Source organism: Mesorhizobium sp. CNPSo 4670, from assembly GCF_057784235.1.
Genome location: NZ_JBWJFQ010000001.1, coordinates 720,043 through 744,371 on the forward strand (window position 1 = coordinate 720,043; position 24,329 = coordinate 744,371).

General features: G+C 62.5%; 25 protein-coding genes. 22 read left to right on the forward strand and 3 right to left on the reverse strand.

The window, feature by feature from the left end:
- Window positions 1-149: 149 nt before the first annotated feature.
- The 9 genes from rpoZ (at window position 150) to era (ending at window position 7,851) form a co-directional block, all read left to right on the forward strand.
- The gene (rpoZ, locus tag AC0ZT5_RS03250; RefSeq protein WP_477287398.1) at window positions 150-551 is read left to right on the forward strand and encodes a DNA-directed RNA polymerase subunit omega; all 402 of its coding nucleotides are present in this window, start codon (window positions 150-152) and stop codon (window positions 549-551) included.
- A 131-nt stretch (window positions 552-682) separates the two neighbouring features.
- Window positions 683-2,911, forward strand: coding sequence for a RelA/SpoT family protein (locus AC0ZT5_RS03255; protein ID WP_095086593.1), 2,229 nt, complete (start codon window positions 683-685; stop codon window positions 2,909-2,911).
- 30 nt (window positions 2,912-2,941) lie between these two features.
- Window positions 2,942-3,520 carry an orotate phosphoribosyltransferase gene (gene pyrE / locus AC0ZT5_RS03260; protein ID WP_477399799.1) on the forward strand — a complete coding sequence of 193 codons (579 nt, stop codon included), beginning with the start codon at window positions 2,942-2,944 and terminating at the stop codon, window positions 3,518-3,520.
- Window positions 3,521-3,533: 13 nt separating this feature from the next.
- Window positions 3,534-3,914: a VOC family protein gene (locus tag AC0ZT5_RS03265; protein WP_488495236.1), complete on the forward strand. Its 381-nt coding sequence runs from the start codon at window positions 3,534-3,536 to the stop codon at window positions 3,912-3,914.
- 250 nt (window positions 3,915-4,164) lie between these two features.
- Window positions 4,165-4,764: a DUF2062 domain-containing protein gene (locus AC0ZT5_RS03270; protein WP_488495237.1), complete on the forward strand. Its 600-nt coding sequence runs from the start codon at window positions 4,165-4,167 to the stop codon at window positions 4,762-4,764.
- Entirely contained in the window at window positions 4,761-5,174 is a 414-nt protein-coding gene (gene acpS, locus AC0ZT5_RS03275) for a holo-ACP synthase (RefSeq protein ID WP_095086581.1), read from the forward strand. The genes AC0ZT5_RS03270 and acpS overlap by 4 nt, the downstream gene beginning before the upstream one ends.
- A gap of 77 nt (window positions 5,175-5,251) precedes the next feature.
- The gene (gene lepB / locus AC0ZT5_RS03280; protein WP_477287391.1) at window positions 5,252-6,001 is read left to right on the forward strand and encodes a signal peptidase I; all 750 of its coding nucleotides are present in this window, start codon (window positions 5,252-5,254) and stop codon (window positions 5,999-6,001) included.
- Window positions 6,001-6,747 carry a ribonuclease III gene (gene rnc / locus AC0ZT5_RS03285; RefSeq protein WP_488495280.1) on the forward strand — a complete coding sequence of 249 codons (747 nt, stop codon included), beginning with the start codon at window positions 6,001-6,003 and terminating at the stop codon, window positions 6,745-6,747. Before lepB ends, rnc begins: the two co-directional genes overlap by 1 nt.
- 171 nt (window positions 6,748-6,918) lie before the next feature.
- Window positions 6,919-7,851 (forward strand): GTPase Era, encoded by a 933-nt coding sequence (gene era / locus AC0ZT5_RS03290; protein WP_477287388.1) that lies wholly within the window; start codon window positions 6,919-6,921, stop codon window positions 7,849-7,851.
- Between the two features lie 61 nt (window positions 7,852-7,912).
- Here the strand turns inward: era and AC0ZT5_RS03295 are convergent, their stop codons facing one another.
- Complete coding sequence (locus AC0ZT5_RS03295) at window positions 7,913-8,716, reverse strand: CPBP family intramembrane glutamic endopeptidase (protein WP_488495238.1); 804 nt, start codon at window positions 8,714-8,716, stop codon at window positions 7,913-7,915.
- Between the two features lie 102 nt (window positions 8,717-8,818).
- Here AC0ZT5_RS03295 and AC0ZT5_RS03300 point away from each other — a divergent pair, with 102 nt between their 5' ends.
- The 12 genes from AC0ZT5_RS03300 to AC0ZT5_RS03355 all read left to right on the forward strand — a co-directional run bounded on the left by AC0ZT5_RS03300 (window position 8,819) and on the right by AC0ZT5_RS03355 (window position 20,185).
- Window positions 8,819-9,214 carry a hypothetical protein gene (locus AC0ZT5_RS03300; protein WP_488495239.1) on the forward strand — a complete coding sequence of 132 codons (396 nt, stop codon included), beginning with the start codon at window positions 8,819-8,821 and terminating at the stop codon, window positions 9,212-9,214.
- A gap of 305 nt (window positions 9,215-9,519) precedes the next feature.
- A complete protein-coding gene (locus tag AC0ZT5_RS03305; RefSeq protein ID WP_488495240.1) occupies window positions 9,520-10,689 on the forward strand; it encodes a porin in 1,170 nt (389 codons plus the stop codon).
- Window positions 10,690-10,826: 137 nt separating this feature from the next.
- Complete coding sequence (gene recO, locus AC0ZT5_RS03310) at window positions 10,827-11,588, forward strand: DNA repair protein RecO (RefSeq protein WP_488495241.1); 762 nt, start codon at window positions 10,827-10,829, stop codon at window positions 11,586-11,588.
- Window positions 11,585-12,103 (forward strand): PaaI family thioesterase, encoded by a 519-nt coding sequence (locus AC0ZT5_RS03315; protein ID WP_488495242.1) that lies wholly within the window; start codon window positions 11,585-11,587, stop codon window positions 12,101-12,103. The genes recO and AC0ZT5_RS03315 overlap by 4 nt, the downstream gene beginning before the upstream one ends.
- Window positions 12,104-12,185: 82 nt before the next feature.
- Complete coding sequence (locus AC0ZT5_RS03320; protein WP_488495243.1) at window positions 12,186-14,936, forward strand: DUF2339 domain-containing protein; 2,751 nt, start codon at window positions 12,186-12,188, stop codon at window positions 14,934-14,936.
- Between the two features lie 62 nt (window positions 14,937-14,998).
- On the forward strand, window positions 14,999-15,241 hold the full coding sequence (locus AC0ZT5_RS03325; protein ID WP_488495244.1) for a type II toxin-antitoxin system VapB family antitoxin: 243 nt from the start codon (window positions 14,999-15,001) through the stop codon (window positions 15,239-15,241).
- Complete coding sequence (locus AC0ZT5_RS03330; RefSeq protein ID WP_488495245.1) at window positions 15,241-15,657, forward strand: type II toxin-antitoxin system VapC family toxin; 417 nt, start codon at window positions 15,241-15,243, stop codon at window positions 15,655-15,657. The genes AC0ZT5_RS03325 and AC0ZT5_RS03330 overlap by 1 nt, the downstream gene beginning before the upstream one ends.
- A 162-nt stretch (window positions 15,658-15,819) precedes the next feature.
- On the forward strand, window positions 15,820-16,338 hold the full coding sequence (locus AC0ZT5_RS03335; RefSeq protein ID WP_184871207.1) for an RNA polymerase sigma factor: 519 nt from the start codon (window positions 15,820-15,822) through the stop codon (window positions 16,336-16,338).
- Window positions 16,335-17,126, forward strand: a complete 792-nt coding sequence (locus AC0ZT5_RS03340; protein ID WP_477287373.1) for an anti-sigma factor family protein — start codon at window positions 16,335-16,337, stop codon at window positions 17,124-17,126. Before AC0ZT5_RS03335 ends, AC0ZT5_RS03340 begins: the two co-directional genes overlap by 4 nt.
- Before the next feature lie 203 nt (window positions 17,127-17,329).
- Window positions 17,330-18,436, forward strand: coding sequence for a peptidase C39 family protein (locus AC0ZT5_RS03345; protein WP_184871205.1), 1,107 nt, complete (start codon window positions 17,330-17,332; stop codon window positions 18,434-18,436).
- Window positions 18,433-19,896 carry a RimK family ATP-grasp domain-containing protein gene (locus AC0ZT5_RS03350; protein WP_477287371.1) on the forward strand — a complete coding sequence of 488 codons (1,464 nt, stop codon included), beginning with the start codon at window positions 18,433-18,435 and terminating at the stop codon, window positions 19,894-19,896. Before AC0ZT5_RS03345 ends, AC0ZT5_RS03350 begins: the two co-directional genes overlap by 4 nt.
- A gap of 16 nt (window positions 19,897-19,912) precedes the next feature.
- The gene (locus AC0ZT5_RS03355; RefSeq protein WP_488495246.1) at window positions 19,913-20,185 is read left to right on the forward strand and encodes a DUF3303 domain-containing protein; all 273 of its coding nucleotides are present in this window, start codon (window positions 19,913-19,915) and stop codon (window positions 20,183-20,185) included.
- A 10-nt stretch (window positions 20,186-20,195) separates the two neighbouring features.
- Here AC0ZT5_RS03355 and AC0ZT5_RS03360 read toward each other — a convergent pair whose 3' ends face one another.
- Complete coding sequence (locus tag AC0ZT5_RS03360) at window positions 20,196-21,128, reverse strand: LysR substrate-binding domain-containing protein (RefSeq protein WP_488495247.1); 933 nt, start codon at window positions 21,126-21,128, stop codon at window positions 20,196-20,198.
- 117 nt (window positions 21,129-21,245) lie between these two features.
- On the opposite strand from AC0ZT5_RS03360, the gene AC0ZT5_RS03365 reads away from it, so the two are divergent.
- The gene (locus AC0ZT5_RS03365; RefSeq protein WP_488495281.1) at window positions 21,246-22,136 is read left to right on the forward strand and encodes a fatty acid desaturase family protein; all 891 of its coding nucleotides are present in this window, start codon (window positions 21,246-21,248) and stop codon (window positions 22,134-22,136) included.
- An 11-nt stretch (window positions 22,137-22,147) separates the two neighbouring features.
- Here the strand turns inward: AC0ZT5_RS03365 and AC0ZT5_RS03370 are convergent, their stop codons facing one another.
- Complete coding sequence (locus AC0ZT5_RS03370) at window positions 22,148-24,283, reverse strand: putative bifunctional diguanylate cyclase/phosphodiesterase (RefSeq protein WP_488495248.1); 2,136 nt, start codon at window positions 24,281-24,283, stop codon at window positions 22,148-22,150.
- Window positions 24,284-24,329: the final 46 nt, after the last annotated feature.

The window sequence follows — 24,329 nt, forward strand, 5'->3', positions numbered from 1 at the left end:
TACAGCCTGATTTTGCCGATCGGGTGTTTAAATGAAGGGATTGGAGGCCCTGCGACCCCGCCATTGCCATGATGCTTGTATTTTAGCGGCGTTCGGGTTAAGGACCGCGCCTGATTTCCATCAAATCCATCGCATGAAAGGGGCAATCCATGGCCCGCGTAACCGTTGAAGATTGCATCGACAAGGTCGACAACCGCTTCGAGCTGGTGCTCCTTGCCGGCCACCGTGCCCGCCAGATCAGCCAGGGCGCGCCCATCACCGTGCCGCGTGACAACGACAAGAACCCGGTCGTGGCGCTGCGCGAAATCGCCGACGAGACACTGTCGCCCGACGACCTCAAGGAAGACCTGATCCACTCGCTGCAGAAGCACGTCGAGGTCGACGAGCCCGAGGCGGAAGGCGAGGCGATTGCCGACCAGACCGGCGCCGCCGTCGCTGCCACCGACGCCGATGACGCCGAGGAGAACATCACCTTCGACCGGATGACCGAGGAAGATCTCCTGGCCGGCATCGAGGGCCTGGTGCCCCCGGAAAAGAGCGACGACTACTAAGCGAGCCTCCGTTCTGGAGGTCGCTGGAACAATCTTCCGCACTTCCGTATCGGCAGTTTCGTGGCTATCTATGGCATGCGCCGTACAGCAGTGCGGCGCATGATTCATTTCACCGCTGCGAGATCCCGCCCATGATGCGTCAGTATGAGCTTGTCGAGCGCGTCCAGCGCTACAAGCCTGACGTCAACGAGGCATTGCTCAACAAGGCCTATGTCTATGCCATGCAGAAGCATGGCCACCAGAAGCGCGCTTCCGGCGATCCCTATTTCTCGCATCCGCTCGAAGTCGCCGCCATTCTCACCGAAATGCACATGGACGAGGCGACGATCGCGGTCGCCCTGCTGCACGACACCATAGAGGACACCACGGCGACGCGGGCCGAGATCGATGAGCTGTTCGGGCCCGAAATGGGCAAGCTGGTCGAGGGGCTGACCAAGCTCAAGAAGCTCGACCTCGTGTCGAAGAAGGCCGAGCAGGCGGAAAACCTGCGCAAGCTTCTGCTGGCGATTTCGGAGGATGTCCGCGTCCTTCTGGTCAAGCTCGCCGACCGTCTGCACAACATGCGCACCCTCGACCATATGCCGGAGGCCAAGCGCCTGCGCATCGCCGAGGAGACGATGGACATCTATGCGCCGCTGGCCGGGCGGATGGGCATGCAGGGCATGCGCGAGGAGCTGGAGGAGATCGCCTTCCGCTATATCAATCCGGAAGCCTATCGCGCTGTCACTGCCCGGCTCGCCGAAATCTTCGAGCGAAACAAGGATGTGCTGTCCGAAATCGAGAAGGCGCTGTCCGCGCTGTTCGAAAAGCATGCGATCAAGGCCAGCGTAAAAAGCCGTCAGAAGAAGCCGTGGTCGGTGTTCCGCAAGATGGAGGCCAAGGCGCTGTCCTTCGAGCAGCTGTCCGACATCTTCGGCTTCCGTGTCGTCGTCGATACGGTCGAGGATTGCTATCGCGCGCTCGGAGCCATCCACACCGCCTGGTCGATGGTGCCAGGCCGCTTCAAGGATTACATCTCGACGCCGAAGCAGAACGACTACCGGTCGATCCACACCACCATCGTCGGGCCGTCGCGTCAGCGCGTCGAGCTGCAGATCCGAACCCGCGAGATGAACAAGATCGCTGAATACGGCGTCGCAGCGCATTCGATCTACAAGGACACTGGCGGCAAGACCAACGGCGCCGCCCATGCGATCTCGAAGGAGACCAACGCCTATGCCTGGCTGCGGCGCACCATCGAACAGCTTGCCGAGGGTGACAATCCGGAAGATTTTCTCGAAAACACCAAGCTGGAACTGTTCCAGGACCAGGTGTTCTGCTTCACGCCGAAAGGCATGCTGATTGCACTGCCGCGAGGTGCTACGCCCATCGATTTCGCCTATGCGGTGCACACCGATGTCGGCGACACCTGCGTCGGCGCCAAGGTCAACGGCCGCATCATGCCGCTGATGACGGAACTGAAGAACGGCGACGAGGTCGAGATCATCCGCTCCAAGGCGCAGGTGCCGCCGGCGGCCTGGGAATCGGTTGTCGTCACCGGCAAGGCGCGCTCGGCCATCCGCCGCGCCACCAAGAATGCCATCCGCAAGCAGTATTCGGGTCTCGGCATTCGCATCCTGGAACGCGCCTTCGAACGCGCCGGCAAGACCTTCACCAAGGAGAGCCTGAAGCAGGTGCTGCACCGGCTGGCGCGCAAGGATATCGAGGACGTGCTGGCCTCTGTCGGCCGTGGCGAGCTCGCCTCCACCGACGTCATGAAGGCGGTATTCCCCGACTACAAGGACGAGCGCGTCACCACCGCCGCGCCCAAGCAGCGCGAGGAGGGGTGGTCGAAAATCCGCAACGCCGCCGGCATGCTGTTCCAGATTCCGGGTCGCGCGGCGCGCAAGGACAAGGACCAGCCGCGCGATGGCGCCGTGCCGATCCGCGGCGTGCGTGGCGACCTGCCGGTGCGCTTTGCGCCGGAAGGGGCGGTGCCTGGCGACCGCATCGTCGGCATCGTCCAGCCCGGCACCGGCATCACCATCTATCCGATCCAGTCGCCGGCGCTGCAGGCCTTCGACGACCAGCCCGAACGCTGGATCGACGTGCGCTGGGACATTGACGAGCGCACCAAGGAACGGTTTCCGGCGCGCGTCTCGGTCACCGCCATCAACGCGCCGGGTTCGCTCGCCGACATCGCCCAGGTCGTTGCGTCGAACGACGCCAACATCCACACGCTGTCGATGGTGCGCACCGCGCCCGATTTCACGGAAATGCTGATCGATCTCGAAGTCTGGGATCTGAAGCACCTCAACCGGCTGCTGTCGCAGCTCAAGGACAATTCGAGCGTCAGCGACGCAAGGCGTGTGAACGGCTGACACGACTGATCTATGTGGGGATAGGCGTAAATGAACACCGATGAAGTGCTGGGGATTTTCCGCGAGGCGGGTGCTGTTCTCGAAGGGCATTTCATTTTGACATCAGGCTTGAGAAGCCCGGTCTTCCTGCAGAAGGCGCGCGTGTTCATGCATGCCGACAAGACCGAGCGGTTGTGCAAGGCGCTGGCCGAAAAGATCCGCGCTGGCGTGCCGGGCAAGATCGACTACGTCGTCGGTCCGGCGATCGGCGGGCTGATCCCGGCCTACGAGACCTCGCGTCATCTCGGCGTGCCGGCGATATGGGTCGAGCGGGAAGGGGGCGAGTTTCGCTTGCGCCGCTTCGAGATCGCCAGCGGCGCGCGCGTCGTCATCGTCGAGGATATCGTCACCACCGGCCTGTCGATCCGCGAGACCATCGAGTGCCTGCGCGAACTCGGCGCCGAGGTGATTGCCGCCGCCTGCATCATCGACCGTTCGGCCGGCAAGACCCATGTCGGCGTGCCGCTTATTGCGCTCGCCGAATATGAGGTTCCCGCCTATCCGGCCGACCGGCTGCCGCCGGAGCTGGCCGCCATACCGGCGGTCAAGCCGGGCAGCCGCAATATTTGACGGCGAGGCCGAGATGATCGCAGGCATCGATCATTTCGTGCTGACGGTCGCTTCGCTGGACGTGACCTGCGCCTTTTATCAGCGCGTGCTGGGTTTTGAACGCATCGATGCGCCCGGCCGGCCGACAGCGCTGGCTTTCGGCACCCAGAAGATCAATGTGCACGAGGTCGGCCGCACCTTCGAGCCGAAGGCGAAGGCGCCGACGCCCGGCTCGGGCGACTTCTGCCTGATCACCGACCGACCGCTGGGCGAAGTCAGTACCCGTCTCGCGGCCAATGGCGTGGTGGTGGAACTCGGACCGGTCGAACGCGTCGGGGCTCGTGGTCCGATGATGTCGGTCTATTTCCGCGACCCGGACGGCAATCTGGTCGAGGTCAGCGAATATCTGCCGTAGCCGCCGCGCCTTTCGGCCATGCGACAATGCCGGTTCCTTAAATTCGCCGCGATTGTCCAATGTTCGATGCGAGGAATGCCATCCCGAAAGGCGGCAACAAGCGCACGCCGCGCAGGCGGCGTTGGTTGTTCTCCTGCCAGCGCGTCGCTATATCAACGTGGCGATTGCCATCGGGGGATCGTCAAGCGCAAGATAGTGCTGTTGCGCCCGGCTGAAAGTGCCGGCGCGGGAGCTGTGAAACGGGTATAGAGTGCTTTTTCGACGCCGCAAGCCTGATGGCCTTCTCGAGCGGGTGCGTACCTATTTGTGGCCGCGCCGCTCGTTTTCGCGCTCGCTTCAGTATTTCTCCAAGCGCATCCTGCGGCTGAAGGCCACACCGCACGCCGTGGCGGCCGGTGTCGCCGCCGGCGTCTTCGCGTCGTTCTTTCCCGTCGGCTTTCATTTCGCCATTGCCGCCATCCTGTGCTGGGTGATTGCCGGCAATCTGGTGGCGGCGGCCCTTGCAGCGGTTTTCTTCGGCAACCCGCTGACCTTTCCGCTGCTGTGGGGCGCCTCCTGGGAAACCGGCAAGCTGATCCTGCATGACCGCCTGCCTGCGCATGGCCCACCGGCCCATCTGGGCGAGATGCTGCACAAGCTTTCCTTCGCGCAATTGTGGACGCCTGTGCTCGAACCGATGCTGATCGGCGCGATCCCGCTCGGGCTGGTGTTCGGCCTCTTGTTCTATGGCGTCACGCGCTGGGGCATGAACGCTTTCCGTGAGCAACGGCGCAAGCGCCTTGCCGAGCGCGCAAGCCGGCATGGGCAATCGTCTCATCCCGGCGGAAGCATTGGTTCCGCCGCACGATGATCATCGGCATCGGCAGCGACCTGATCGATATCAGACGCATCGAAAAGTCGCTGGAGCGTCACGGCCAGCGCTTCATCCAGAGAATCTACACCGACCTCGAGCAGGCCCGCTCCGAGAACCGCCGGGCGCGTGCGGCATCCTACGCCAAGCGCTTCGCCGCCAAGGAAGCCTGCGCCAAGGCGCTGGGCACGGGTCTGGCGCAGGGCGTGTTCTGGCGCGACATGGGTGTCGTCAACCTGCCCAGCGGCGCGCCGACCATGGCGCTGACGGGAGGGGCGCAGGCGCGGCTGGACAAAATCCTGCCTAAGGGCCATCGGGCGGCCATCCACCTCACCATCACCGATGATTTCCCGCTCGCTCAAGCCTTTGTGATCATCGAGGCGTTGCCCGTCGAAGAAGCGCCACATTGATTGCATCTGACGACCGGCACGACGTTGCCCAGCGCGCGCCGAGACTCTATACCATCCAACGCACAATCGAGGACGACATGAGCGTGGTTGATAAATCTGAGAAGAAATCCGGCGGCCTTGGCGAGACCGTCAGCGTCATCGTGCAGGCGCTTTTGCTCGCCCTGGTCATCCGCACGCTGTTGTTCCAGCCTTTTTCGATCCCGTCGGGATCGATGCGCCCGACGCTTCTGGAAGGCGACTATCTGTTCGTCACCAAATGGTCCTACGGCTATTCCCGTTACTCGCTGCCTTTCGGGCCCGACATCTTTTCGGGCCGCATCTGGGGCTCCGAGCCGAAGCGCGGCGACGTGGTGGTGTTCAAGTTCCCACCTGATCCGTCCGTCGACTACATCAAGCGCGTGGTTGGCCTGCCCGGCGACAAGATCCAGGTCAAGGACGGTCAGCTGTTCATAAACGACGTCGGCGTGCCGCGCGTGAAAACCGGCCAGATCGACAATCCCGACATCACCGAAGAGCCTCGGCCGATCGACGTCTACCGGGAAACGCTGCCCAACGGCGTCAGCTATGACACCCTGGACATCTCGCCCAATTCGATCGGCGACAACACCCGCGAATGGAACGTGCCGCCCGGCCACTATTTCATGATGGGCGACAACCGTGACAATTCCTCGGACAGCCGCTTCACCGTCGGCTTCGTCCCGGCGGAAAATCTGGTTGGCCGCGCCAATCTGGTTTTCTTCTCGATCGCCGGCAAGGCGAGCCCGCTCGAAATCTGGAAATGGCCGTCGCTGATGCGCGCTTCGCGCCTGTTCCACTTCGTCAATTGATGGCTTTGAAGCGCCCGACAGGCGAAACACTGGCCGGTTTGGTGAAGGCCAAAACCGGCCATGTCTTCAAGGATATCCGCTTGCTCGAGACCGCATTGACGCACTCCAGTGCGGTCAAGGCGGCCAGCAACAATCAGCGTCTCGAATTCCTTGGCGACCGCGTGCTTGGGCTTGTCGTCGCCGATATGCTTTTCGAAAAGTTTCCCGACGCACCGGAAGGTGAAATCGCGCCACGCTTCAATGCGCTGGTGGACGCGAAAACATGCTCCGAGATCGGCATGGAAATGCAGCTGGAGGATCTGGTTCGGGCCGACGCTGCCTTAAAGACGCGGTCGCGTGGCTCGGGCGGAAACTATCTAGCGGATGCGGTCGAAGCCCTGATCGCGGCGGTTTATGTTGACGGTGGCATCGACGCCGCGCGGCGCTTCGTCCTGCGCTACTGGGAGCCGCGTTCGCGCACGGTTGTGGCAAAGCCGCTCAATCCGAAATCCGATTTGCAGGAATGGATTGCCAAGACCAGCGATGCACGCCCCGAATATGTGATCGAAAAGCGCGAAGGGCCCGACCATCAGCCGGTCTTCACGGTGTCCTTGCAAGTCAGCGGCTTTGCGCCTTCCACCGGCACCGGCGGCTCCCGCAGGGCAGCGGAAGAAGCGGCGGCTTCGGCATTTCTGTTGCGGGAAGGCGTCTGGGCCAGCGCATCGACCCAAAGATCGGAGCCGATTTTTGGAAAGCACGATGCGTAGAGTCAAAGTTTCAGAGCGTCCTTTGTGCGTCCAAGTGGACGCGCGGCGCTCTGGAGCAATTCCGGGAACAGTGTATAGCGCTTTCCCTCAGGGAATTGCGTCAAAACAAGGAGATAGAGCGGTTCGGCGTTTCCGTGAAACGATGAACCGCTCTGATGAAGGGAGCGCGTCATGACCGCCACCGAAGACACCTCTCCGGCAACGGAGGTCGCCGCCACGCACTCCGGCTTTGTCGCGCTGATCGGCGCGCCCAATGCGGGCAAGTCGACACTGGTCAACCAGCTGGTCGGCGCCAAGGTGTCGATCGTTACCCACAAGGTGCAGACGACCCGGGCCATCGTGCGCGGCATCGCCACGCATGACAATGCGCAGATCGTCTTCGTCGACACGCCCGGCATCTTCAAACCCAAGCGGCGGCTCGACACGGCAATGGTGACCACCGCCTGGGGCGGGGCCAAGGATGCCGATATCGTGCTGCTTTTGATCGACGCCGAGCGCGGCATCCGCGGCGACGCCGATGCCATTCTCGAACGGCTGAAGGATGTCCGCCAGCCGATGGTGCTGATCCTCAACAAGGTCGACCGGGTCAAGCACGAGGCGCTGCTGGCTTTGTCCGCGGCAGCGAATGAGAGAGTGCCGTTCAAGCGCACCTTCATGGTCTCGGCGCTGACCGGTTCCGGCTGCAAGGACGTGCTCGATTATCTGGCTGAAGCCTTGCCGGCCGGCCCCTGGTATTATCCGGAAGACCAGATCTCTGACCTGCCGATGCGCCAGCTGGCGGCCGAGATCACCCGCGAAAAGCTTTATCTGCGGCTGCATCAGGAACTGCCCTATTCCTCGCATATCGAGACCGAGAAATGGGAAGAGAAGCCGGACGGCTCGGTGCGCATCGACCAGACCATCTATGTCGAGCGCGACAGCCAGAAGAAGATCGTCCTCGGCCACAAGGGCGAAACCATCCGCGCCATCGGGCAGGCGGCTCGCATGGAGATCGCTGGCATCCTCGAACAGAAGGTGCACCTGTTCCTGTTCGTCAAGGTGCGCGAGAACTGGGGGGACGACCCCGAGCGCTATCGCGAAATGGGGCTCGAATTCCCGCGCTAATCCCGGGGAGCCGCCGACAAAGGCGCGGCGCCAGGCTTCGGACACCGCGCTCATTGCGCGCCTAGACAGCGCCAGCCACGGCAAGCTGCGTCCTTGGCCGGCGAACAAAGCTCTCGGTGCGGTAATAGGCGACGATGGCGACGGCGATGATCGCCCAGATGGCCACGCCGATCCACTGCTGCTGCACATAGTCGCCGCCGGTGAACACCTTGCCGAGGAAGCGCACGCTGTTCTGGTGCGTCACGTGCATGATGAAGGCGAGCATCACGCTGCCGGTGTTCTGATAGAGCCAGGTGAACACGATTCCGGCCAGCACGACATTGATCGTGCTGTAGAGGCTGAGGTCGCCGACCAGGCCGAGCGGTAAGTGCCAGACAGCCCAGATCACGCCGAGGATCAGGCTGGCAGTCAGCGCTGAATGGCTGGCGAGTAGGCGTGGCGTTGCGAAGCCGCGCCAGCCAGGCTCTTCCCCGAGCGGGCCGCTGAAGACTGCGTATAGCGCTATGATCGGCAGCATCTCGGAGAGGGCCGGAATATTGCTCCAGGCCGGTGCCGTCGCGCCGAACAGCGGATTGATTAGGATCGAGATCAACTGTGTTCCGAAGGGCAGGCCGAATGCCATCAGGTACCAGAACGGGTGAACCCGCCATTTCACCATCGAGGCGAGGATGGCCTTGACCGAACCCCACCCGCCGGACAGGGCCGCGACGGAGAAGCCGGCGACCATCGGACCGAAGGTGAACCAGGGAATGCTGTCGCCACTCGACAGCCAGAATGGGATGAACGCCAGCCAGGTCAGGCCAAGCGCGAGCGAGAAGAAGGCGGTCAGCTGGTGCCTTCGCACCAGGCTCGGGACGGAAGTCATGTCAGGTCCTCTCGGCGGGCAGGTTGGTCACGAGAGGTCGCCGGGTTGCCCGATCGGTCGACATGCATCTGGAGACGAGCCAGCCTAATTGTTCGGCAGTCCGTGTCGACCGGGGTCGGCCAACCCGTGTCTATTGGCGCCGGCGCGGCCAAAAATCCCGAGCGGTTTCTGAAAGATTTCCGATATTTCCGCCGGACAGACATCGCTCGGCTGTCTTGGCGCTACAGGACGATCCGCCTCGAATGGCGCGCGACGAACTCACACAGAATCGTGTTCATCGGTTGGCTGCAGTCACAATCAGCGACGCGACAGCGCTCCAGCGGGTTCGATCGCCTCGGCAAAAGCAAAACTGGCCAGGTAGGCGTCGCCCTGCATTTCGGCGCACCGCCAGAGCGCAAGTGGCGGACGGATGTCATCGGATGGTCGGGGGTTGAAGAAATATCCAGCCAGTTTTCACCGAAAATAGGCGCATATTTCGCGAACAGGCGGCAATTGTAGAAATTTGATGCCTCAAAGAGATAATTAGCCGCGAAACTATCTGAAAGTATATTGAATATATGACGTTGTGCCAATTGTGCTAACTGGAAATACGGCAAGTGTTATTTGTGCAACATAACATTAATCTGTTGATGTAAACGGAATTATTTCCGGAATCGTCATTGAAGGCAGAAGGTCGATGGGTATGTTCGTCGCGGAAAAGGGCGAGCGGTGCGCGCCTTTTTCGTTGTGGGGGTGAGGCGGGAAAACATTGCCGCCAGCCACAAATCCGAAGCCATTTAAAACTATGACTGGAGAGTCAGAAAATGAACATCAAGAGCCTCCTTCTCGGCTCAGGCGCGGCACTGATCGCGGTCAGTGGCGCGCGCGCGGCTGACGCTGTCGTCGTCGCCGAACCGGAACCGGCCGAATACGTCAAGATCTGCGACGTCTACGGCGCCGGCTACTTCTACATCCCGGGCACCGAAACCTGCCTGCGCATCGGCGGCTATGTCCGTTATGACATCGGCGTCGGCGATGCCGGCACGTTCGATGGCGTCAACCACGTTCCGGACCACCAGAGCGCCGGCGACACGCACTCGACCTACTACAAGAACACCCGCTTCACCCTGAAGACCTGGACCGGTCAGGAGACCGAGCTCGGTACCCTCAAGACCTACACCGAGACCCGCTTCAACTACGGCAACAGCAGCGGCGACTATCTCAACCAGGCCGCCTCCAATGCGGACGACTGGCAAGGCCGCAACAAGTCTACCTCGCTGCGTTTCGCCTGGATTCAGCTCGGCGGCCTGCGCGTCGGCAAGGACGATACGGCTTTCGATACGTTCATCGGCTATGCCGGCAACGTCATCCAGGATACGCTGGTTCCGTATGGCGGGCAGGAGAGCAACGTCGTTCAGTACTACTTCGACGCAGGCAACGGCCTCACGGGATTGGTCTCTCTCGAAGAAGGCGCCGGCAAGGGCGGCACCATCGACAGCTATGTTCCGCATGTCGTCGGCGGCTTGAAGTACAAGGGCGACTGGGGTGCGATCACTGGCGTCGTCGCCTATGACAGCAATTACGAGGAAGTGGCCGGCAAGGTTCGTTTGGACGTGAATGTCACCAAGGAACTGTCGCTGTTCATCATCGGCGGTTACGGCACGGACGACAACCTCAACGATCCGACCAACGCTATTAACGCTAAAGGTCGCGGCTTCTACAAGCAGTGGGGCGGCAACTGGGCAGTCTGGGGCGGTGGCACCTACAAGTTCAACGACAAGACCGCGTTCAACGCCCAGATCTCTTATGACGACTGGAAGAACCTCGGCGTCGCCGCCAACGTTGCCTACACCGTTGTGCCCGGCTTTACGGTCACGGCCGAAGTCGATTACCTCAATGCTGGAAAGTTCGACGACGCCGACTTCAGCAACTGGACCAAGGCCAACAAGAACAGCAGCGTCGGCGGCATTCTCCGCTTCCAGCGCTCGTTCTAACGGATCGATTGATCTCACCAGCCGCCCGCAGCGTTATCGCTGCGGGCGGCTTTTTGTGCACTGTGCTGTATCGCTCTGTCAGTTGAGCCAAACTCCATACCTTGATTTCGCCATCCAACCGGTGAGAAGCTCTTGAAATGGAATGGCGCGACGAGGGAATCATTCTCGGCACCCGCAAGCATGGCGAAACCAGCGCCATTCTCGAGGTGATGACACGTGCGCATGGCCGTCATCTCGGCCTCGTGCGTGGCGGCCGTTCGCGCAAGCAGCAGCCCGTCCTCCAACCCGGCAATCGCGTCGACCTGTTGTGGCGGGCGCGGCTTGACGAGCATCTCGGCACGTTCCAGGCCGAGGCGATCGAGATGAACGCCGCCCGGCTGATGGACAGCGCGGTGGCCGTCTATGGGCTGCAGACCATGGCCGCGCATCTGCGCCTGTTGCCCGAGCGCGACGCTCATGAAGGTCTCTACGAAACGCTTGCCGTGATGATCGTTCATCTCGACGATGCCGACGCTGCCGGCGAACTGGTGGCGCGCTTCGAGCTTCTGGTGCTGGACGAACTCGGCTTTGGCCTCGATCTCAGTCAATGCGCCGCCACCGGCACGCGGCAGGACCTAGCCTATGTCTCACCCAAATCCGGACGCGCAGTATCGCGCGAAGCAGGCTTGCCATGGCGCGACAAGATGCTGGCGCTGCCGGCCTTCCTGCAGCGCGGCTCAGGCCAGCGCGGCGATCCGGCGGCGGTAGACGACGCATTCCGCCTCACCGGCTTCTTCTTCACCCGCCACGTCTATGAGCCCCGCGGCATCGAGCCGCCCGACGCTCGCGCCGGCTTCCTTGCCGCACTGCGCAAACACCACGCGCGCAGCAAGACCATAACCGGAGAGAACGCAGCATGAGCGAGGTCGAATTGTATCCGGGCTGGGTCTCACCGCTCGGCCTCGGCACGATTCCGCATGCCGACATCCTCGAATACACCGGCCTGGACCTGCTGCAGCGTATCATCGACGGCAAGTATCCGGCGCCGCCGATCTCCTTCCAGCTCAACTTCGCGCTGACCGAAGTGTCGGAAGGACGTGCGGTGTTCCGAGGCGTGCCCAACGAGCGCCACCTCAACCCGCTGGGCAGCGTGCATGGCGGCTGGGCGGCGACGCTGCTCGATTCGGCATTGGGTTGCGCCGTGCAGACGCTGCTCGAAAAGGGTGAGGCCTATACGACCGCGGAGTTCAAGGTGAATTTGACGCGGCCCATCACACCGAAGACCGGCGAGGTGATCTGCGAGGGTAAGGTCGTCCACAAGGGGCGTACGCTGGCGGTGTCGGAAGCGACGCTGAAGGATGCCGGCGGCAAGCTGCTGGCTTTTGGCACCGAAACATGCTCGATCTTTTCCGCGGCCAATCTGGCGGCGCGTTGACTTTCAGGCCGTTTGGCCGCCGCATTTGAATGTCAGTGAGACTGAACGTCAGTGAAAACTGGCCTGGTTTGGGGGAACCGCCATGTTTGAAAGCCTGATCGGCCTTGTCGCCATCATTGCCTTGTTCGTCATCATTTCGCGCCAGCAGAACCGCATCGGCCTGATCGAGCGCGAGCTTGGCGCACTGCGCAGCTTTGTCCTTTCGGGCGCTGTGCCGCCTGCGGCCAAGCCGTCCGAGCAGGCAGCGGCCGACAGCCCGCCGCCCAACGATGTGGCTCCAGCCGTTCCGGCAGCGGCCGATATCGTCTTGCCGGCGGTGAGCGAGCCGGTCGCCGCGCAGGCTCCGGTGACGGAGGCAGAAATCCCGACCGGCGAGGCCGTGCCCGGGCCATGGGCGCCAAGTGATGCGGCGCCGAAGGCAGCAGAACCTGCCGAGCCCGCCGCGGCAGCGAAAGCCGCCCGCCAGTCAGATGTCGAAACGGCACTCGGCACCCGCTGGGCGGTCTGGGTCGGCGGCCTCGCGCTGGCGCTGGGTGGCCTGTTCCTGATCCGCTACACCATCGAGGCCGGCATTTTCGGCCCCGGCGTGCGGCTGACCATGGCCGCTGTTCTCGGCCTGGTGCTGGTCGCCGGCGGCGAGTTCATCCGCCGCACCGGCTTCAAGGTGCCGGTGCAAGGCGCTGCCGGCGCCTATATTCCAGCGATCCTGACAGCGGCCGGTGCCTTCATCCTGTTCGGCACTGTCTATGCCGCACATGGCATTTACGGCTTCATTGGCCCGGCGCTCGCCTTCACGCTGCTCGGCGCCATCGGCGTGGCGACCATTGCTGCAGCCCTGGTCCATGGCCAGGCGCTGGCCGGCATTGGCCTCGTCGGCGCCATGGTGACGCCGATGCTGATTGCCTCGCAGGCGCCCAATCCCTGGGCGCTGTTCGGCTATCTCGCGATCGTGCTTGTCGCCACCGGCGTCATCGCCCGCATGCGCGACTGGACGTTGCTGATGGCGGCCGCCTTTTTCGGCACCGGTGTCTGGACCATCCTCTACATGACCGATGCGCCGGGCGCGAACCTCTCCACCATCCTGTTCATCGACGCCGTCACGCTGGCCGTGCTTGCGTTTGTCTGGCTCGGCCGTCGTGGCGGCGAGGCCGGACCGGCCAGGGCTTTCGACTGGCCGTCCATCGTGCCTGGCCTGTTCGTCGCATTCTCGGCGCTCGGCCTGTCGGTCGACCCGGTCTTCGCCGCCGCCGGCGATGCTTTGCCGGGCGCCGTGCTGATCGCCGCCATGGTGGCCGTCGCGCTCTATCGCCCACTGGCACTGCCGCTCCTCTATGCCGCAGGATTGGTGACGGTGATGATCTATCTCGGCATCATCCCGCCGACCTCGATCGCCTCCGACTTTTCGGCCGGTGCTCTGGGCGTCGATGGCTTGCCCGTGGCCACGTCCAACGCGCTGACATTGCGCATCGGCATCGCGCTTGGCCTGGTCTTCATAGGCGCCGGCTTCTGGGCCGCCCGCAGGTTCGCCGCCGCGACACAGATCCGCGCGGCCTCATGGGCGGCGTGGGGCGTCATCGTGCCGCTGGTCGTGCTGCTGGCGCTCTGGTTCACCTTCGGCAATCTCGACCGCGACTTTGTCTACGCCGCCGCCGCAGCACTGCTGGTCGTGGTTTTCGCGGCCGGCAGCGAGTGGATCGCACGCAGCGAAGAGCCGCCTCTCACCGGCGGCGTGGCGGTGTCGTTTGCCCTGGGCGGTGCGGCGGTCGCCGGCCTCCTTATGCTGCATATGGCGTTCGATTCCGGCTGGACCACCATCCTGATCGGCGCAGCGGCGATCGTGCCGGCGCTGGCGACGCGCTGGCGTTCCTATCCGGTGCTCGGCTGGATTTCGGTTGGCGCGGTGATTGCCGTGCTTGGCCGCGTCGCCTTTGACCCGACCATTGTCGGCGCCGAGTTCCTGTCGACCACGCCGGTCTTCAACTGGCTGCTGCCGGGCTACGGCGTGCCGGCGCTCGCCTTCGGTTTCGCCGCCTGGCAGCTTGCCCGCACCACCAACGGCCGCCCACGCCTCGCCATGGAAGCGGCGGCGGCACTGTTTGCGTTGCTCACGCTCGCCATGCTGGTGCGCCATGCCATGCATGGCGGCGTCATCGACACGGGTGCGATGACGCTCGCCGAGCAGGCGATCTACACGCTGATCGCCATCGGCGCCGGCGCCATCCTGGTCGCCATCGACATGCGCTCGCCAAGCTCGGTGCTGCGCTATGGCTCGATGGCGGCGGGCGTGGTTTCGGTGGCTTTCATCGTCATTCGGCATTTCGTGGTGCTGAACCCGCTGTTCACCGACGAATCGACAGGCCAGATCCCGGTCTTCAACCTGTTGTTCCTTGCCTATCTCCTGCCGGCCATCGCTGCCGGCGGGCTGGCCCTATATGCAAGGGACAAGCGACCGAAATGGTATGCGCAGATGCTGGCGCTGGTGGCGGCCGTGCTTGCCTTCGCCTACGCCACTCTGTCGGTGAGGCGTCTGTTCAAGGGCGAGTTCATTGGCCTGTGGAGCGGTCTCGGCCAGCTGGAAACCTACACCTACTCGGCACTCTGGCTGGTCATCGGTGTGGTCCTGCTCACAGCCGGCGTCTGGCTGAAATCGCAGGTGCTGCGCATTGCCTCGGCCGTGCTGATCTCGGTCGCCGTGCTGAAGGTCTTTGTCTTCGACATGTCGGAGCTGGAAGGCGTGTTGCGGGCGTTGTCCTTCATCGGCCTTGGCGCCGTGCTGATCGGCATCGGCCTGTTCTACCAGCGGCTCTTGACGCGGGCGGCAAAAGGGACATGAAGATGCATCCTTGATAGAATATGCAAGATGGAATATCTGAATATCGATTAGGAGATATTCAGATGCCGCTCTATATCCGTGACGACGAAGTGGATGCGCTGGCCGCCAAATTGCAGCGCGAGACGAACGCTCCGAGCAAGACGGAGGCGGTTAGGACCGCACTTGTGCACGAACTCGAGCGCAATCGCGCCAAGGTGCCGCTGCTCGACCGGCTGGCGAGGCTGCAGGCGGAGGCGACCAAGTTAGGGCTGCCAAATCCCGACTTCGACATGAAGAAGTTCACCGACGAGATGTGGGAAGACTGATGTTTGTCGATGCGTCGGTGATCGTCGCCATTCTCAACCGGGATCCGGGTTGGGAGGAATTGATCAAGCGGCTTTCCGGTTTTTCCGGCCGGTCCTACGTTTCTCCATTGGTGCGTTTTGAAGCGACACAGGCGCTGGCGCGCGCAGCCTCCGGCTCCCGCAAACCGACGGCTGAGGCCCTCCTCAAGGCTCGCGATCTGGTCGATCAATTCACCTTGGAAATTGGCGGAGAAAATGTGGTGATCGGCGAAGAGATCGGTCTCCACGCCATCAATGCCAGCGCTCGCTATGGCAAGGCCATTGGGCATCAAGCCGATCTGAATTTCGGTGACTGTTTCGCTTATGCTTGTGCGAAGACCCTCAATGTTCCGCTGCTCTACAAGGGCAGCGATTTCTTGCTGACGGATTTAGGATAATTCGGCTTCTCCCCTGATTGGTGGGAATAAAACGGCCGGTCATCTCGTTATCTCATTGCTTGGGTGACCGGGGCGGCGGACCGCTTCGCGCTGGCCGCTTGCGCCGCGCCGAGAAGGCGCGTTCAATATCGGATCAACAAGGGCGACCCAGAACCAGCGGTCATGCACGAAAAGAAGGCAGCAATCCTTGGCGAAATACCGCGACTGCGCCGCTACGCACGCTCGCTTTTGCGCGACCGCGATGCTGCCGACGATCTCGTTCAGGATTGCCTAGAGCGGGCGCTTGTCCGGCTCGACAACTGGCAGACGGGAGAAAGCCCCAGGAGGTGGCTGTTTACGATCATGCATCATTTGTTCATCGACCAGATGCGCAAGGTGAACCGTCGCGGCGAGGCGACGATGCTTCCGCTGGAAGCCGGCGAGGCGGTGGCCCAGCCGGCCGAGCAAATGGAGAGCATCGCTTCGCGCGAGATCATCGACGCTTTGCAGGCGATCAGCCCCGACCGCCGTGCGGCTCTTGTCATGGTCGCCATCGAAGGGTTTTCCTATGCCGAAGCCGCCAACATTCTGGGCGTCCCTGCAGGCACGCTGATGTCGCGCATTGCGCGCGGGCGTGAGGAATTGCGCGGGCTGCTGGACGACACGGCGCGCCGTCGCGCAATAAGGATCGTCGAGAAATGATCCGCCGCGACTTCTCCGAACGTGACATCCACATGGCGATCGATGGCGAGCTGCCGGCTGACGAGCGCGCCGCCTATGATGCCTGGCTCGACGCCAATCCCGAGATGAAGGCCAGGAGCGCCCGTTTCACCGCCGATCGGACGGCATTGCGCGCCGCCTTCGCCAGCGTGCTGGACGAAACCGTCCCAGTGCGGTTGCGCAAGGTCGTGTTCGGCGAGACGCCGGTCAAGGCTGCGGCGTCGCGCTCGCGCTGGTGGCTTGCCGCCGCGGCGGCCATGCTTGTGGTCGCCGGCGGGCTTGGCGGCTACCTTGCCGGCATCGACGGCGTCGGACAGGAGAATCCGGCCGAAGATCGGCTGGCCGAACAGGCGATCGCGGCCCATGTCGTCTTCGCCGCCGAAAAGCGGCATGCGGTCGAGGTGCCGGCCAGCGACAAGGATCATCTGCAGACCTGGCTGTCCAACCGGGTCGGGCTGAAGCTGGTCGCGCCCGACCTGACGGCAAACGGCTTCCAATTGGTCGGTGGCCGGTTGCTGCCGGCCGGAGAAAGCAAGGCCGCGATGCTGCTCTACGAGGACGACAAGGGCGAGCGCATATCTCTGTTTGTCACCGCGCAATCGGCGCAGAATGCGAAGGGAACCTATGCATCGGCGCAAGACGGTCCCCAGGCCGTCTACTGGCTGGACAAGGGCTATGGCTGTGCCGTCGTCGGTTCGCTGCCACGCGAGCAATTGGCAGTCGTGGCAAAGAGCGCCTATGGCCAGCTTATGGCTGGCCTGGCCAGTTGAAAAGGCGCTTTGATGGCGACGCCAATCCATGAATAGTGATCCTGTTCAAAGCGTTTTGCATCGCCAGGCTGCTGCCGAATCTGTCACAATTCGGCCCTATTCGAGGTGCGATAGCGCTTTGTGGCCATCGGTATTTCTTCTGATGTCTTGAGCGTTTTCGAGTAGGACATTTCCCACCACCAATCGAGGTTTTCTCAAGCCGCATGCCTGCCGAAATCCGCACGGCCCGCGCGTCTGACGTCGATGATCTCGCCGCCATCGAGAAAGCTGTTTTCCAAAGCGACCGTATTTCCCGCCGCTCCTTCCGCCTGTTCATCGAGCGCGAAACCGCCGAGACGCTGGTCGCTGAAGTCGATGGCCGCGTGGCCGGCTATGCAATCGTGCTGTTTCGCAAGGGTAGCGGCGTGGCGCGTCTCTACTCGATCGCGACCGGCCCCTTCTTCGGTGGGCTGGGTGTTGGCCGCATGCTGCTCGGATCCGCGGAAGACGCCGCCTTCGAGCACGGCCGCATGATGCTGCGTCTCGAGGTGCGCGAGGACAACAGCCGGGCCATCCGCATCTATGAGCACGCCGGCTATCGCAAGATCGGCCGCGAATCCGGCTACTACGAGGACGGCGAGACAGCGCTTCGCTATGAAAAGACCTTGCGCGGCGACATTCCGATCGCCACCAAGGTGCCGTTCTACCAGCAGACCTGTGAATTCACCTGCGGCCCATGCTGCCTGATGATGGCGATGGCCAATTTCGATCGCGGCTTCGTGCCGGATCCGGTCATGGAAATCCGACTGTGGCGCGAGGCGACGACTGTCTTCATGATGTCGGGGCCTGGTGGCTGCGAACCGTTCGGCCTGGCTGTCTCGGGCTACGAAAGCGGGCTTGCGGCGGAGATCTATGTTTCGTTCTACGGCGCGCTGTTCCTGCAGTCGGTGCGCAGCGAGGACAAGCGCCGGGTGATGGAACTGGCCCAGGTCGACTTTCGCCGCCGCGCGGAACTTTACGGCATCCCGGTGAATTACCGTCCATTCACCATCGACGACATTCGCGCCGCGATCGCGGAGGGAAAACTGGTGCTGGTGCTGATCAGCGGTTTCCTTATGTTCGGCAAGAAGGTCCCGCACTGGGTGCTGGCCATCGGCGATGACGGCGACCATATCCTGATCCACGATCCCTGGGTCGAGGACGAAAGACAGGAGACCATCCTTGATGCCGCCAACATTCCCGTGCCCTACGGCATCTTCATGAACATGGCCCAGTTCGGCCGCGACGGACTGCGTGCCGCCATCACTCTGGGAAAGCGCGACAGACAATGACCTGGGTCATCCTTACCGGCCGGCAGAGCGATCTCGATCAGGTGGCGACACCGCACAAGATCATCACCAACCGTGACTATCTTGCGCATCCGTCGCTGTTTCGCGGCCAGCGGCCGAAGGTCATCAACCTTTCGAACAATTACGGCTACCAGAGCCGCGGCTATTACGCCTCGCTGCTGGCGGGCTCACGTGGCCACAAGGTCATTCCGACCGTCGAGACGATGATCGACCTGTCGGAGCGCAAGCTCTACGAACATGCGTTGCCGGAACTGGAACTGGCACTCAACAAGTGCCGCAAGGATCTCGGCGGCGCCTTTCCAACCAAGGTCTGCATTTTCTTCGGCATCGGCCCCTCGAAAATCTGGGACCGTTTCGCCAAGCTGTTGTTCGACTGGTTCCGCGCACCGGCGCTCGAAGTCCACATCAAGGACAGCGCCGAATGGGCTTCGATCCGCAAGATCGGCTTCCATCCGCTGGCGCGGATGACCGAGGACGAAGAAAAAAGCTTCATCCAGTGCCTGGAGACCTACACCAGCCGCGAGTGGCGCGACACCAAGGGCCGCACGCCGGCGCGCTACACCTTCGCCACGCTGGTCGATCCGCATGAGGAACTGCCGCCGTCGGAGATCTCGTCGCTGCGCTACTGGGCCAAGATCGCCGAAAAGATGGGCGTCGAAATCGAGCCGATCACCAAGCGGGACCTCGCCAAGCTCGCCAACTACGACGCGCTGTTCATCCGCGAGACCACTTCGATCTCCAACCACACCTATCGTTTCGCCCGCCGTGCCCAGCAGGAAGGCATGCCGGTGATCGACGATCCACTGTCGATGATCCGCTGCACCAACAAGGTCTATCTCAACGAGCTGATGGCCTACAACAAAGTGCCGGTGCCGCCGACGGTGATGATCGCCGGCAGCTCGGATCTCGAACTGGCGGCGCAGACGCTCGGCTTTCCGTTGGTGTTGAAGATCCCCGATTCGTCGTTCTCGCGCGGCGTCAAGAAATGCGCTGACTTCGAGGAGTTGAAGACGCTCGCCACGGAATGGCTTGAGGATTCCGATCTTCTGATCGCGCAGAAATTCATTCCGACCGAATATGACTGGCGCGTCGGCGTGCTCGGCGGCCAGCCGCTGTTTGCCGTCCACTATCTTATGGCCAAGAAGCACTGGCAGATCGTCAACCACAAGGCCAACGGCAAGCCCGACCAGGGCGGCATCAAGACCTTCACGCTGAAGGAAACCCCGGCGCATGTCGTCGAGACGGCGGTGAAGGCGGCGCGCTGCATCGGTGACGGGCTCTATGGCGTCGATCTCAAGGAGACCAAGGATGGCGTCTTCGTCATCGAGGTCAACGACAATCCGAACCTCGACCATGGCTGGGAGGATTCCGGCGAAAAGGACGAGGTCTGGGTGCGGCTGACGCAGTGGTTCCTGGAGCGGCTGGACCGGCCAGGCCGGTAATCACCGAGGGGAAAAGATGCTGTTCATCGTGATCGAGGATTTTACCGGCTGCGATCGCAAGGAGATCTATCGCCGCTTCCGCGATCGCGGCCGCCTGAAGCCGGACGAACTGCTCGTGCACCACAGCTGGATCGCTGCGGACATGAGCCGCTGCTTCCTGCTGGTGGAGGCCGATGACGTCACGCTGCTGCAGCGCTGGGTCATCGAATGGGCCGATCTGGTGGAGTTCGAGATCATTCCCGTGGCGACGAGCAAGGACATGGTAGGGGCATTGAGCGGGCACCTCTGAGCGGGAGCCGTCAACGGCCCTCGATCAGTGCCGGTAATTTGACCGCGCGCACGCATTCCTCGATCAGCCATTGGCGAAACGCCACCACCACATCGCGCTTGTTGCTGCGCTCCGGGGTGGTCAGACAATAGGACTGGCGCAGCTCCAGCGCCTGGGTCAGCGGCCTGACCAGTCGGCCATCCTCTACCGCCTCGGCGCAATAGATCCCTTGCGCCAGCGCCACGCCAAGGCCCGAAATGGCAAGATCGAGCGCCGCCCGCGACGAATTGGCCGACAGGCCGCGTTGCGCTGCCCGGCCAGGCTCGATGCCCATCGCCTCGAACCAGTTGCGCCAGGACGGGAACGACGCGCCGGTCGGTCCCCAGTCGGTGTGGATCAGCAGCAGGCCGGTGAGGGCGGTGGCGTCCAGAGATCTGTTCGTCGCGACGAGATCAGGCGCGCAAACCGGGTAGACGGCATCCCTGGCGATGTCTTCCGTTGCCTGGTCGCGATAGTGCGAACGGCCATAGGAAAGGCGGATGTCGATCAGGTCGCGGTCGAACGATACCGGATCATCTTCGCCTCTGAGCGATATGTCGACAGCGCCGTGGGCCGCGACAAAGCCCGCCAGGCGCGACGACAGCCACCCCATCGCCATGGATGGCGGGACCGACACGACGAGCCGGGAGCGGAATTCGGCGCCGCCCAGTTCGCGTGACACGCTGCCGATCTCACTGAATGCCGTTGTCAGCCGAGGCAGTATTTCCCTGCCGGCGTCGGTGAGGACGACGCGGCGGTTGACCCGGTTGAACAGCTTGCGGCCCATCTGGTCTTCGATGGTCCGGATCAGCTGGCTGACCGCGGCGGCCGAGATGGACAGCTCTTCGGCTGCCGCGGCGAAGCTGCCGGAACGCGCCGCCGCTTCGAAAGCCTGGAGCCCGCGCAAGGATGGAAAAGCGATCATGATGCCCGATAGATAAGGTAACCTTATCTAAATCGCACAATTCCTCGTTTTTAGAAAGTTTTCTTGTTCAATACGATGAGCATCGACATCGACATTTTCGAACTCCGGATGACGCCAGTGGACCATCGCGACGTAATTGCATCTCTGACGCAGGAAGAGCGCAATCGGCTGACCGCCAAGTCGGATGTCTCAGGTCTCGTTCAGCTTGGCGCTCATTGGGGTGCGATCGTGGTCATCGGATCGCTGATCGCCGCCAAGGTGCCGTTCTGGCCGCTGCTGATGCTGCCGCAAGGCATCCTGATCGTTTTCCTGTTCACGCTGCTGCACGAGACGGTTCATCGCACGGCCTTCGAAACGCAGTGGCTGAACGATGCCGTGGCGCGGGTCTGCAGCCTGGTGATCGCACTGCCGGCGGACTGGTTCCGCTACTTCCATTTCGCCCACCACCGATACACCCAGGACCCGGACAATGATCCGGAACTGGCTTTCCCCAAACCGGAGACATGGCGGCAATACCTCGTCCATGTCTCCGGCATCCCGACGTGGTGGGGCCACCTCAAGACGCTTTATGGCAATGTGATGGACCGGGATCGGGGGAGCTATGTTCCGCCAAAGGGGCACGCCAAGGTGCGCATTGAGGCGCGCGCCACGATGACCTTCTATGCCGTGGTCATTCTGCTGGCCGTCTATTTCCGGCTCACGGTGCTTCTCCATATCTGGATCGTGCCGGCCTTGCTCGGACAGCCGTTCTTGCGCCTCTATCTCCTGGCCGAGCACGGTCGCTGTCCGTTCGTCGCCAACATGCTGGAGAACACCAGGACCACGCTGACCAACTGGCTGGTCCGCAAGCTGGCGTGGAACATGCCGTTCCATGCCGAGCATCACGCCTATCCCGGCGTGCCGTTTCATCAGCTGCCGGAGTTTCATGCGCTGGTCCAGCGCCATCTGAAGGTGGTCGAACCGGGCTATGTCAGCTTCCACGAAAAATACATCGAGACATTGCGCTGACGGTGGTCTGTTCAGCCGGTCTGGCTGTGCAACGCGCGCGATTGCAGCAGGCGCTGAATATCCGCTGCCTTTGACGGAACTCCGATCAGATAGCCTTGCGCCTCGACGCAACCGTTGCGGCGCAGCATGTCGAGCTGCATCTCGGTCTCGACACCCTCGGCGGTGACCGTGATGCCGAGTTCGGCGCCCAGCCCGATGATGGTGCGAACGATCGCGGCTGTGTCGCGATTGCCGATGTCGCGGATGAACGAACGATCGATCTTGATCTTGTCGACGGGAAAACGCCTGAGATAGCCGAGCGAGGAATAGCCGGTGCCGAAATCGTCGAGCGCAATGCGGATGCCCAGCCCGCGCAATTGGCGCAGCGTCTTCAGCACGGTCTCGCTCTCGTCCATCAGCACGGTTTCGGTGATTTCCAGTTCCAGCCGGCTGGCTTGAACGCTGGAGAAGGCCAGCGCCGAGATGACGCTGCGAGCAAAGCCGCCGCTTTTGAGCTGCACGGCCGAGACATTGACCGCGATGCGCAGGGAAGGCCAACTTGCCGCCGCCACGCAGGCTTTCCTCAATGCCCACTCGCCAAGCGGCACGATCAGCCCGGTTTCTTCGGCGACGGGAATGAAGTTGTCCGGCGCCACCGTGCCGCGTGTCGGCGAATGCCAGCGCATCAAGGCTTCCGCGCCGACGATCCCGCCGGATTCTATGTTCATGATGGGCTGGAAATCGAGATCGAATTCGTGGCGCGGCAGCGCTGTCTCAAGGTCGACCTCAAGCGCCCGGCGCGCCTGCACCGTGGCGTCCATTGCTGGCTCGAAGAAGCGGTACAGGTTGCGTCCTTCGCTCTTCGCCCTGTACAGCGCCGTGTCGGCGTTCTTTAGCAGTGTGTCGGCATCCCTGCCGTCGTTGGGGAAAACGGCGATGCCAAGGCTGATGCCGACATGCATCTCCCGGCTCTTGTCGCGAAACGGTTTTGCGATCGCCTCGACGATACATTTCGCCAGTTTTTCCGCATCGGCAAGGTCTTTGAAGTTGGACTGGATGATGACGAACTCGTCACCGCCGAAACGGGCGACGATGTCTGTTTCATCGCGCAGACAACGCCGCAGCCTCTCGGCCACGCCTTTTAGCAGCCAGTCGCCGGCCGGATGCCCCAAGGTGTCGTTGATCGCCTTGAAGCGGTCGAGATCGAGAGAGAAGATCGCCAGCGGTGAAGTCGCATCCTCCAGTGCTTGGTCGAGCCGTTCGCGAAGCATCGAGCGGTTGGGCAGTCCGGTCAGCGTGTCGTGATGCGCAAGATGGGTCATGCGCTCTTCGACCAGCCTGCTTTCGGTGACGTCGTCGAACGTGGCGACCCAGCCGCCACCACTCATCGGCCGACGCGCGATCATCAGCGTTCGTCCGTCGGCAAGCTGACGAGGGGTCGATCGCGTCTGGCCGATCTGCAGGCGGGCTTCAGTTTTGAGGACCTCGCCATCGATATCGATGGGCGGATAGACACCCAGGCGTACAAGCCGCTCAAGGAGTTCGCGCAGACCCATGCCCAGCGGAAGGTCTGCCTCGCCGACACCATAGAGCTCCAGAATGCGTTGGTTGCGCACGATCAGCCTGCCGTCGGCGTCATACATCAGCAGGCCTTGCGACATGTTGGCAAGGGCTGCGTCGAAGCGGCGATGCTGTTCCTTGAGATCCCGCTCTGCGCGTCGCTGTTCGGTGATGTCCTCGTAGATGGAGACCCAGCCGCCCGAAGCCAGCGGGCGATGCGAAATGTTGATGATACGGCCGTCCGACAGCGTCTCCTCGTAGGTCGAGGCTTTCGCCTGGTCGATATAGGGCTTGCGGATGGCGTAGAGTTCTTCGGCGCTTTGCGAGGCGATGCCGATGTCGACGCTGTGGCGCAGGATGTCGAGGAACCGGATGCCGGGCCGCATCACCTTGGGGTTGAGGCAGAAGATGTTGATGTAGTTGACATTGCAAATAATCATGCGCTCGTCGGCGTCGAACATGCACAGCCCATGCGACATGTTCTCGACCGCAGCCGAAAAGCGTTCGTTCTGTTCGCGCAGTTCGTCTTCAATGGAGCGCGGCCGATCCATGCCTTCGGCCCCCGGTTCCGGGACGGCCGAACCATCCATGGCATCAGCGACGGGCATAAGGCGCCTGCGGATCGTGATCGAACGGGCTAGTGTGGTCGCCCCC

Coding starts and splice junctions, on each gene's coding strand:
- lepB (WP_477287391.1), top strand. CDS start 5,252: ATGAGCGTGGTTGATAAATCTGAGAAGAAATCCGGCGGCCTTGGCGAG.
- AC0ZT5_RS03360 (WP_488495247.1), bottom strand. CDS start 21,128: ATGATCGCTTTTCCATCCTTGCGCGGGCTCCAGGCTTTCGAAGCGGCG.
- AC0ZT5_RS03295 (WP_488495238.1), bottom strand. CDS start 8,716: ATGACTTCCGTCCCGAGCCTGGTGCGAAGGCACCAGCTGACCGCCTTC.
- pyrE (WP_477399799.1), top strand. CDS start 2,942: ATGAACACCGATGAAGTGCTGGGGATTTTCCGCGAGGCGGGTGCTGTT.
- AC0ZT5_RS03350 (WP_477287371.1), top strand. CDS start 18,433: ATGACCTGGGTCATCCTTACCGGCCGGCAGAGCGATCTCGATCAGGTG.
- AC0ZT5_RS03370 (WP_488495248.1), bottom strand. CDS start 24,283: ATGCCCGTCGCTGATGCCATGGATGGTTCGGCCGTCCCGGAACCGGGG.
- rpoZ (WP_477287398.1), top strand. CDS start 150: ATGGCCCGCGTAACCGTTGAAGATTGCATCGACAAGGTCGACAACCGC.
- AC0ZT5_RS03305 (WP_488495240.1), top strand. CDS start 9,520: ATGAACATCAAGAGCCTCCTTCTCGGCTCAGGCGCGGCACTGATCGCG.
- recO (WP_488495241.1), top strand. CDS start 10,827: ATGGAATGGCGCGACGAGGGAATCATTCTCGGCACCCGCAAGCATGGC.
- AC0ZT5_RS03345 (WP_184871205.1), top strand. CDS start 17,330: ATGCCTGCCGAAATCCGCACGGCCCGCGCGTCTGACGTCGATGATCTC.
- AC0ZT5_RS03330 (WP_488495245.1), top strand. CDS start 15,241: ATGTTTGTCGATGCGTCGGTGATCGTCGCCATTCTCAACCGGGATCCG.
- AC0ZT5_RS03325 (WP_488495244.1), top strand. CDS start 14,999: ATGCCGCTCTATATCCGTGACGACGAAGTGGATGCGCTGGCCGCCAAA.
- era (WP_477287388.1), top strand. CDS start 6,919: ATGACCGCCACCGAAGACACCTCTCCGGCAACGGAGGTCGCCGCCACG.
- AC0ZT5_RS03355 (WP_488495246.1), top strand. CDS start 19,913: ATGCTGTTCATCGTGATCGAGGATTTTACCGGCTGCGATCGCAAGGAG.
- AC0ZT5_RS03320 (WP_488495243.1), top strand. CDS start 12,186: ATGTTTGAAAGCCTGATCGGCCTTGTCGCCATCATTGCCTTGTTCGTC.
- acpS (WP_095086581.1), top strand. CDS start 4,761: ATGATCATCGGCATCGGCAGCGACCTGATCGATATCAGACGCATCGAA.
- rnc (WP_488495280.1), top strand. CDS start 6,001: ATGGCTTTGAAGCGCCCGACAGGCGAAACACTGGCCGGTTTGGTGAAG.
- AC0ZT5_RS03335 (WP_184871207.1), top strand. CDS start 15,820: ATGCACGAAAAGAAGGCAGCAATCCTTGGCGAAATACCGCGACTGCGC.
- AC0ZT5_RS03255 (WP_095086593.1), top strand. CDS start 683: ATGATGCGTCAGTATGAGCTTGTCGAGCGCGTCCAGCGCTACAAGCCT.
- AC0ZT5_RS03340 (WP_477287373.1), top strand. CDS start 16,335: ATGATCCGCCGCGACTTCTCCGAACGTGACATCCACATGGCGATCGAT.
- AC0ZT5_RS03315 (WP_488495242.1), top strand. CDS start 11,585: ATGAGCGAGGTCGAATTGTATCCGGGCTGGGTCTCACCGCTCGGCCTC.
- AC0ZT5_RS03265 (WP_488495236.1), top strand. CDS start 3,534: ATGATCGCAGGCATCGATCATTTCGTGCTGACGGTCGCTTCGCTGGAC.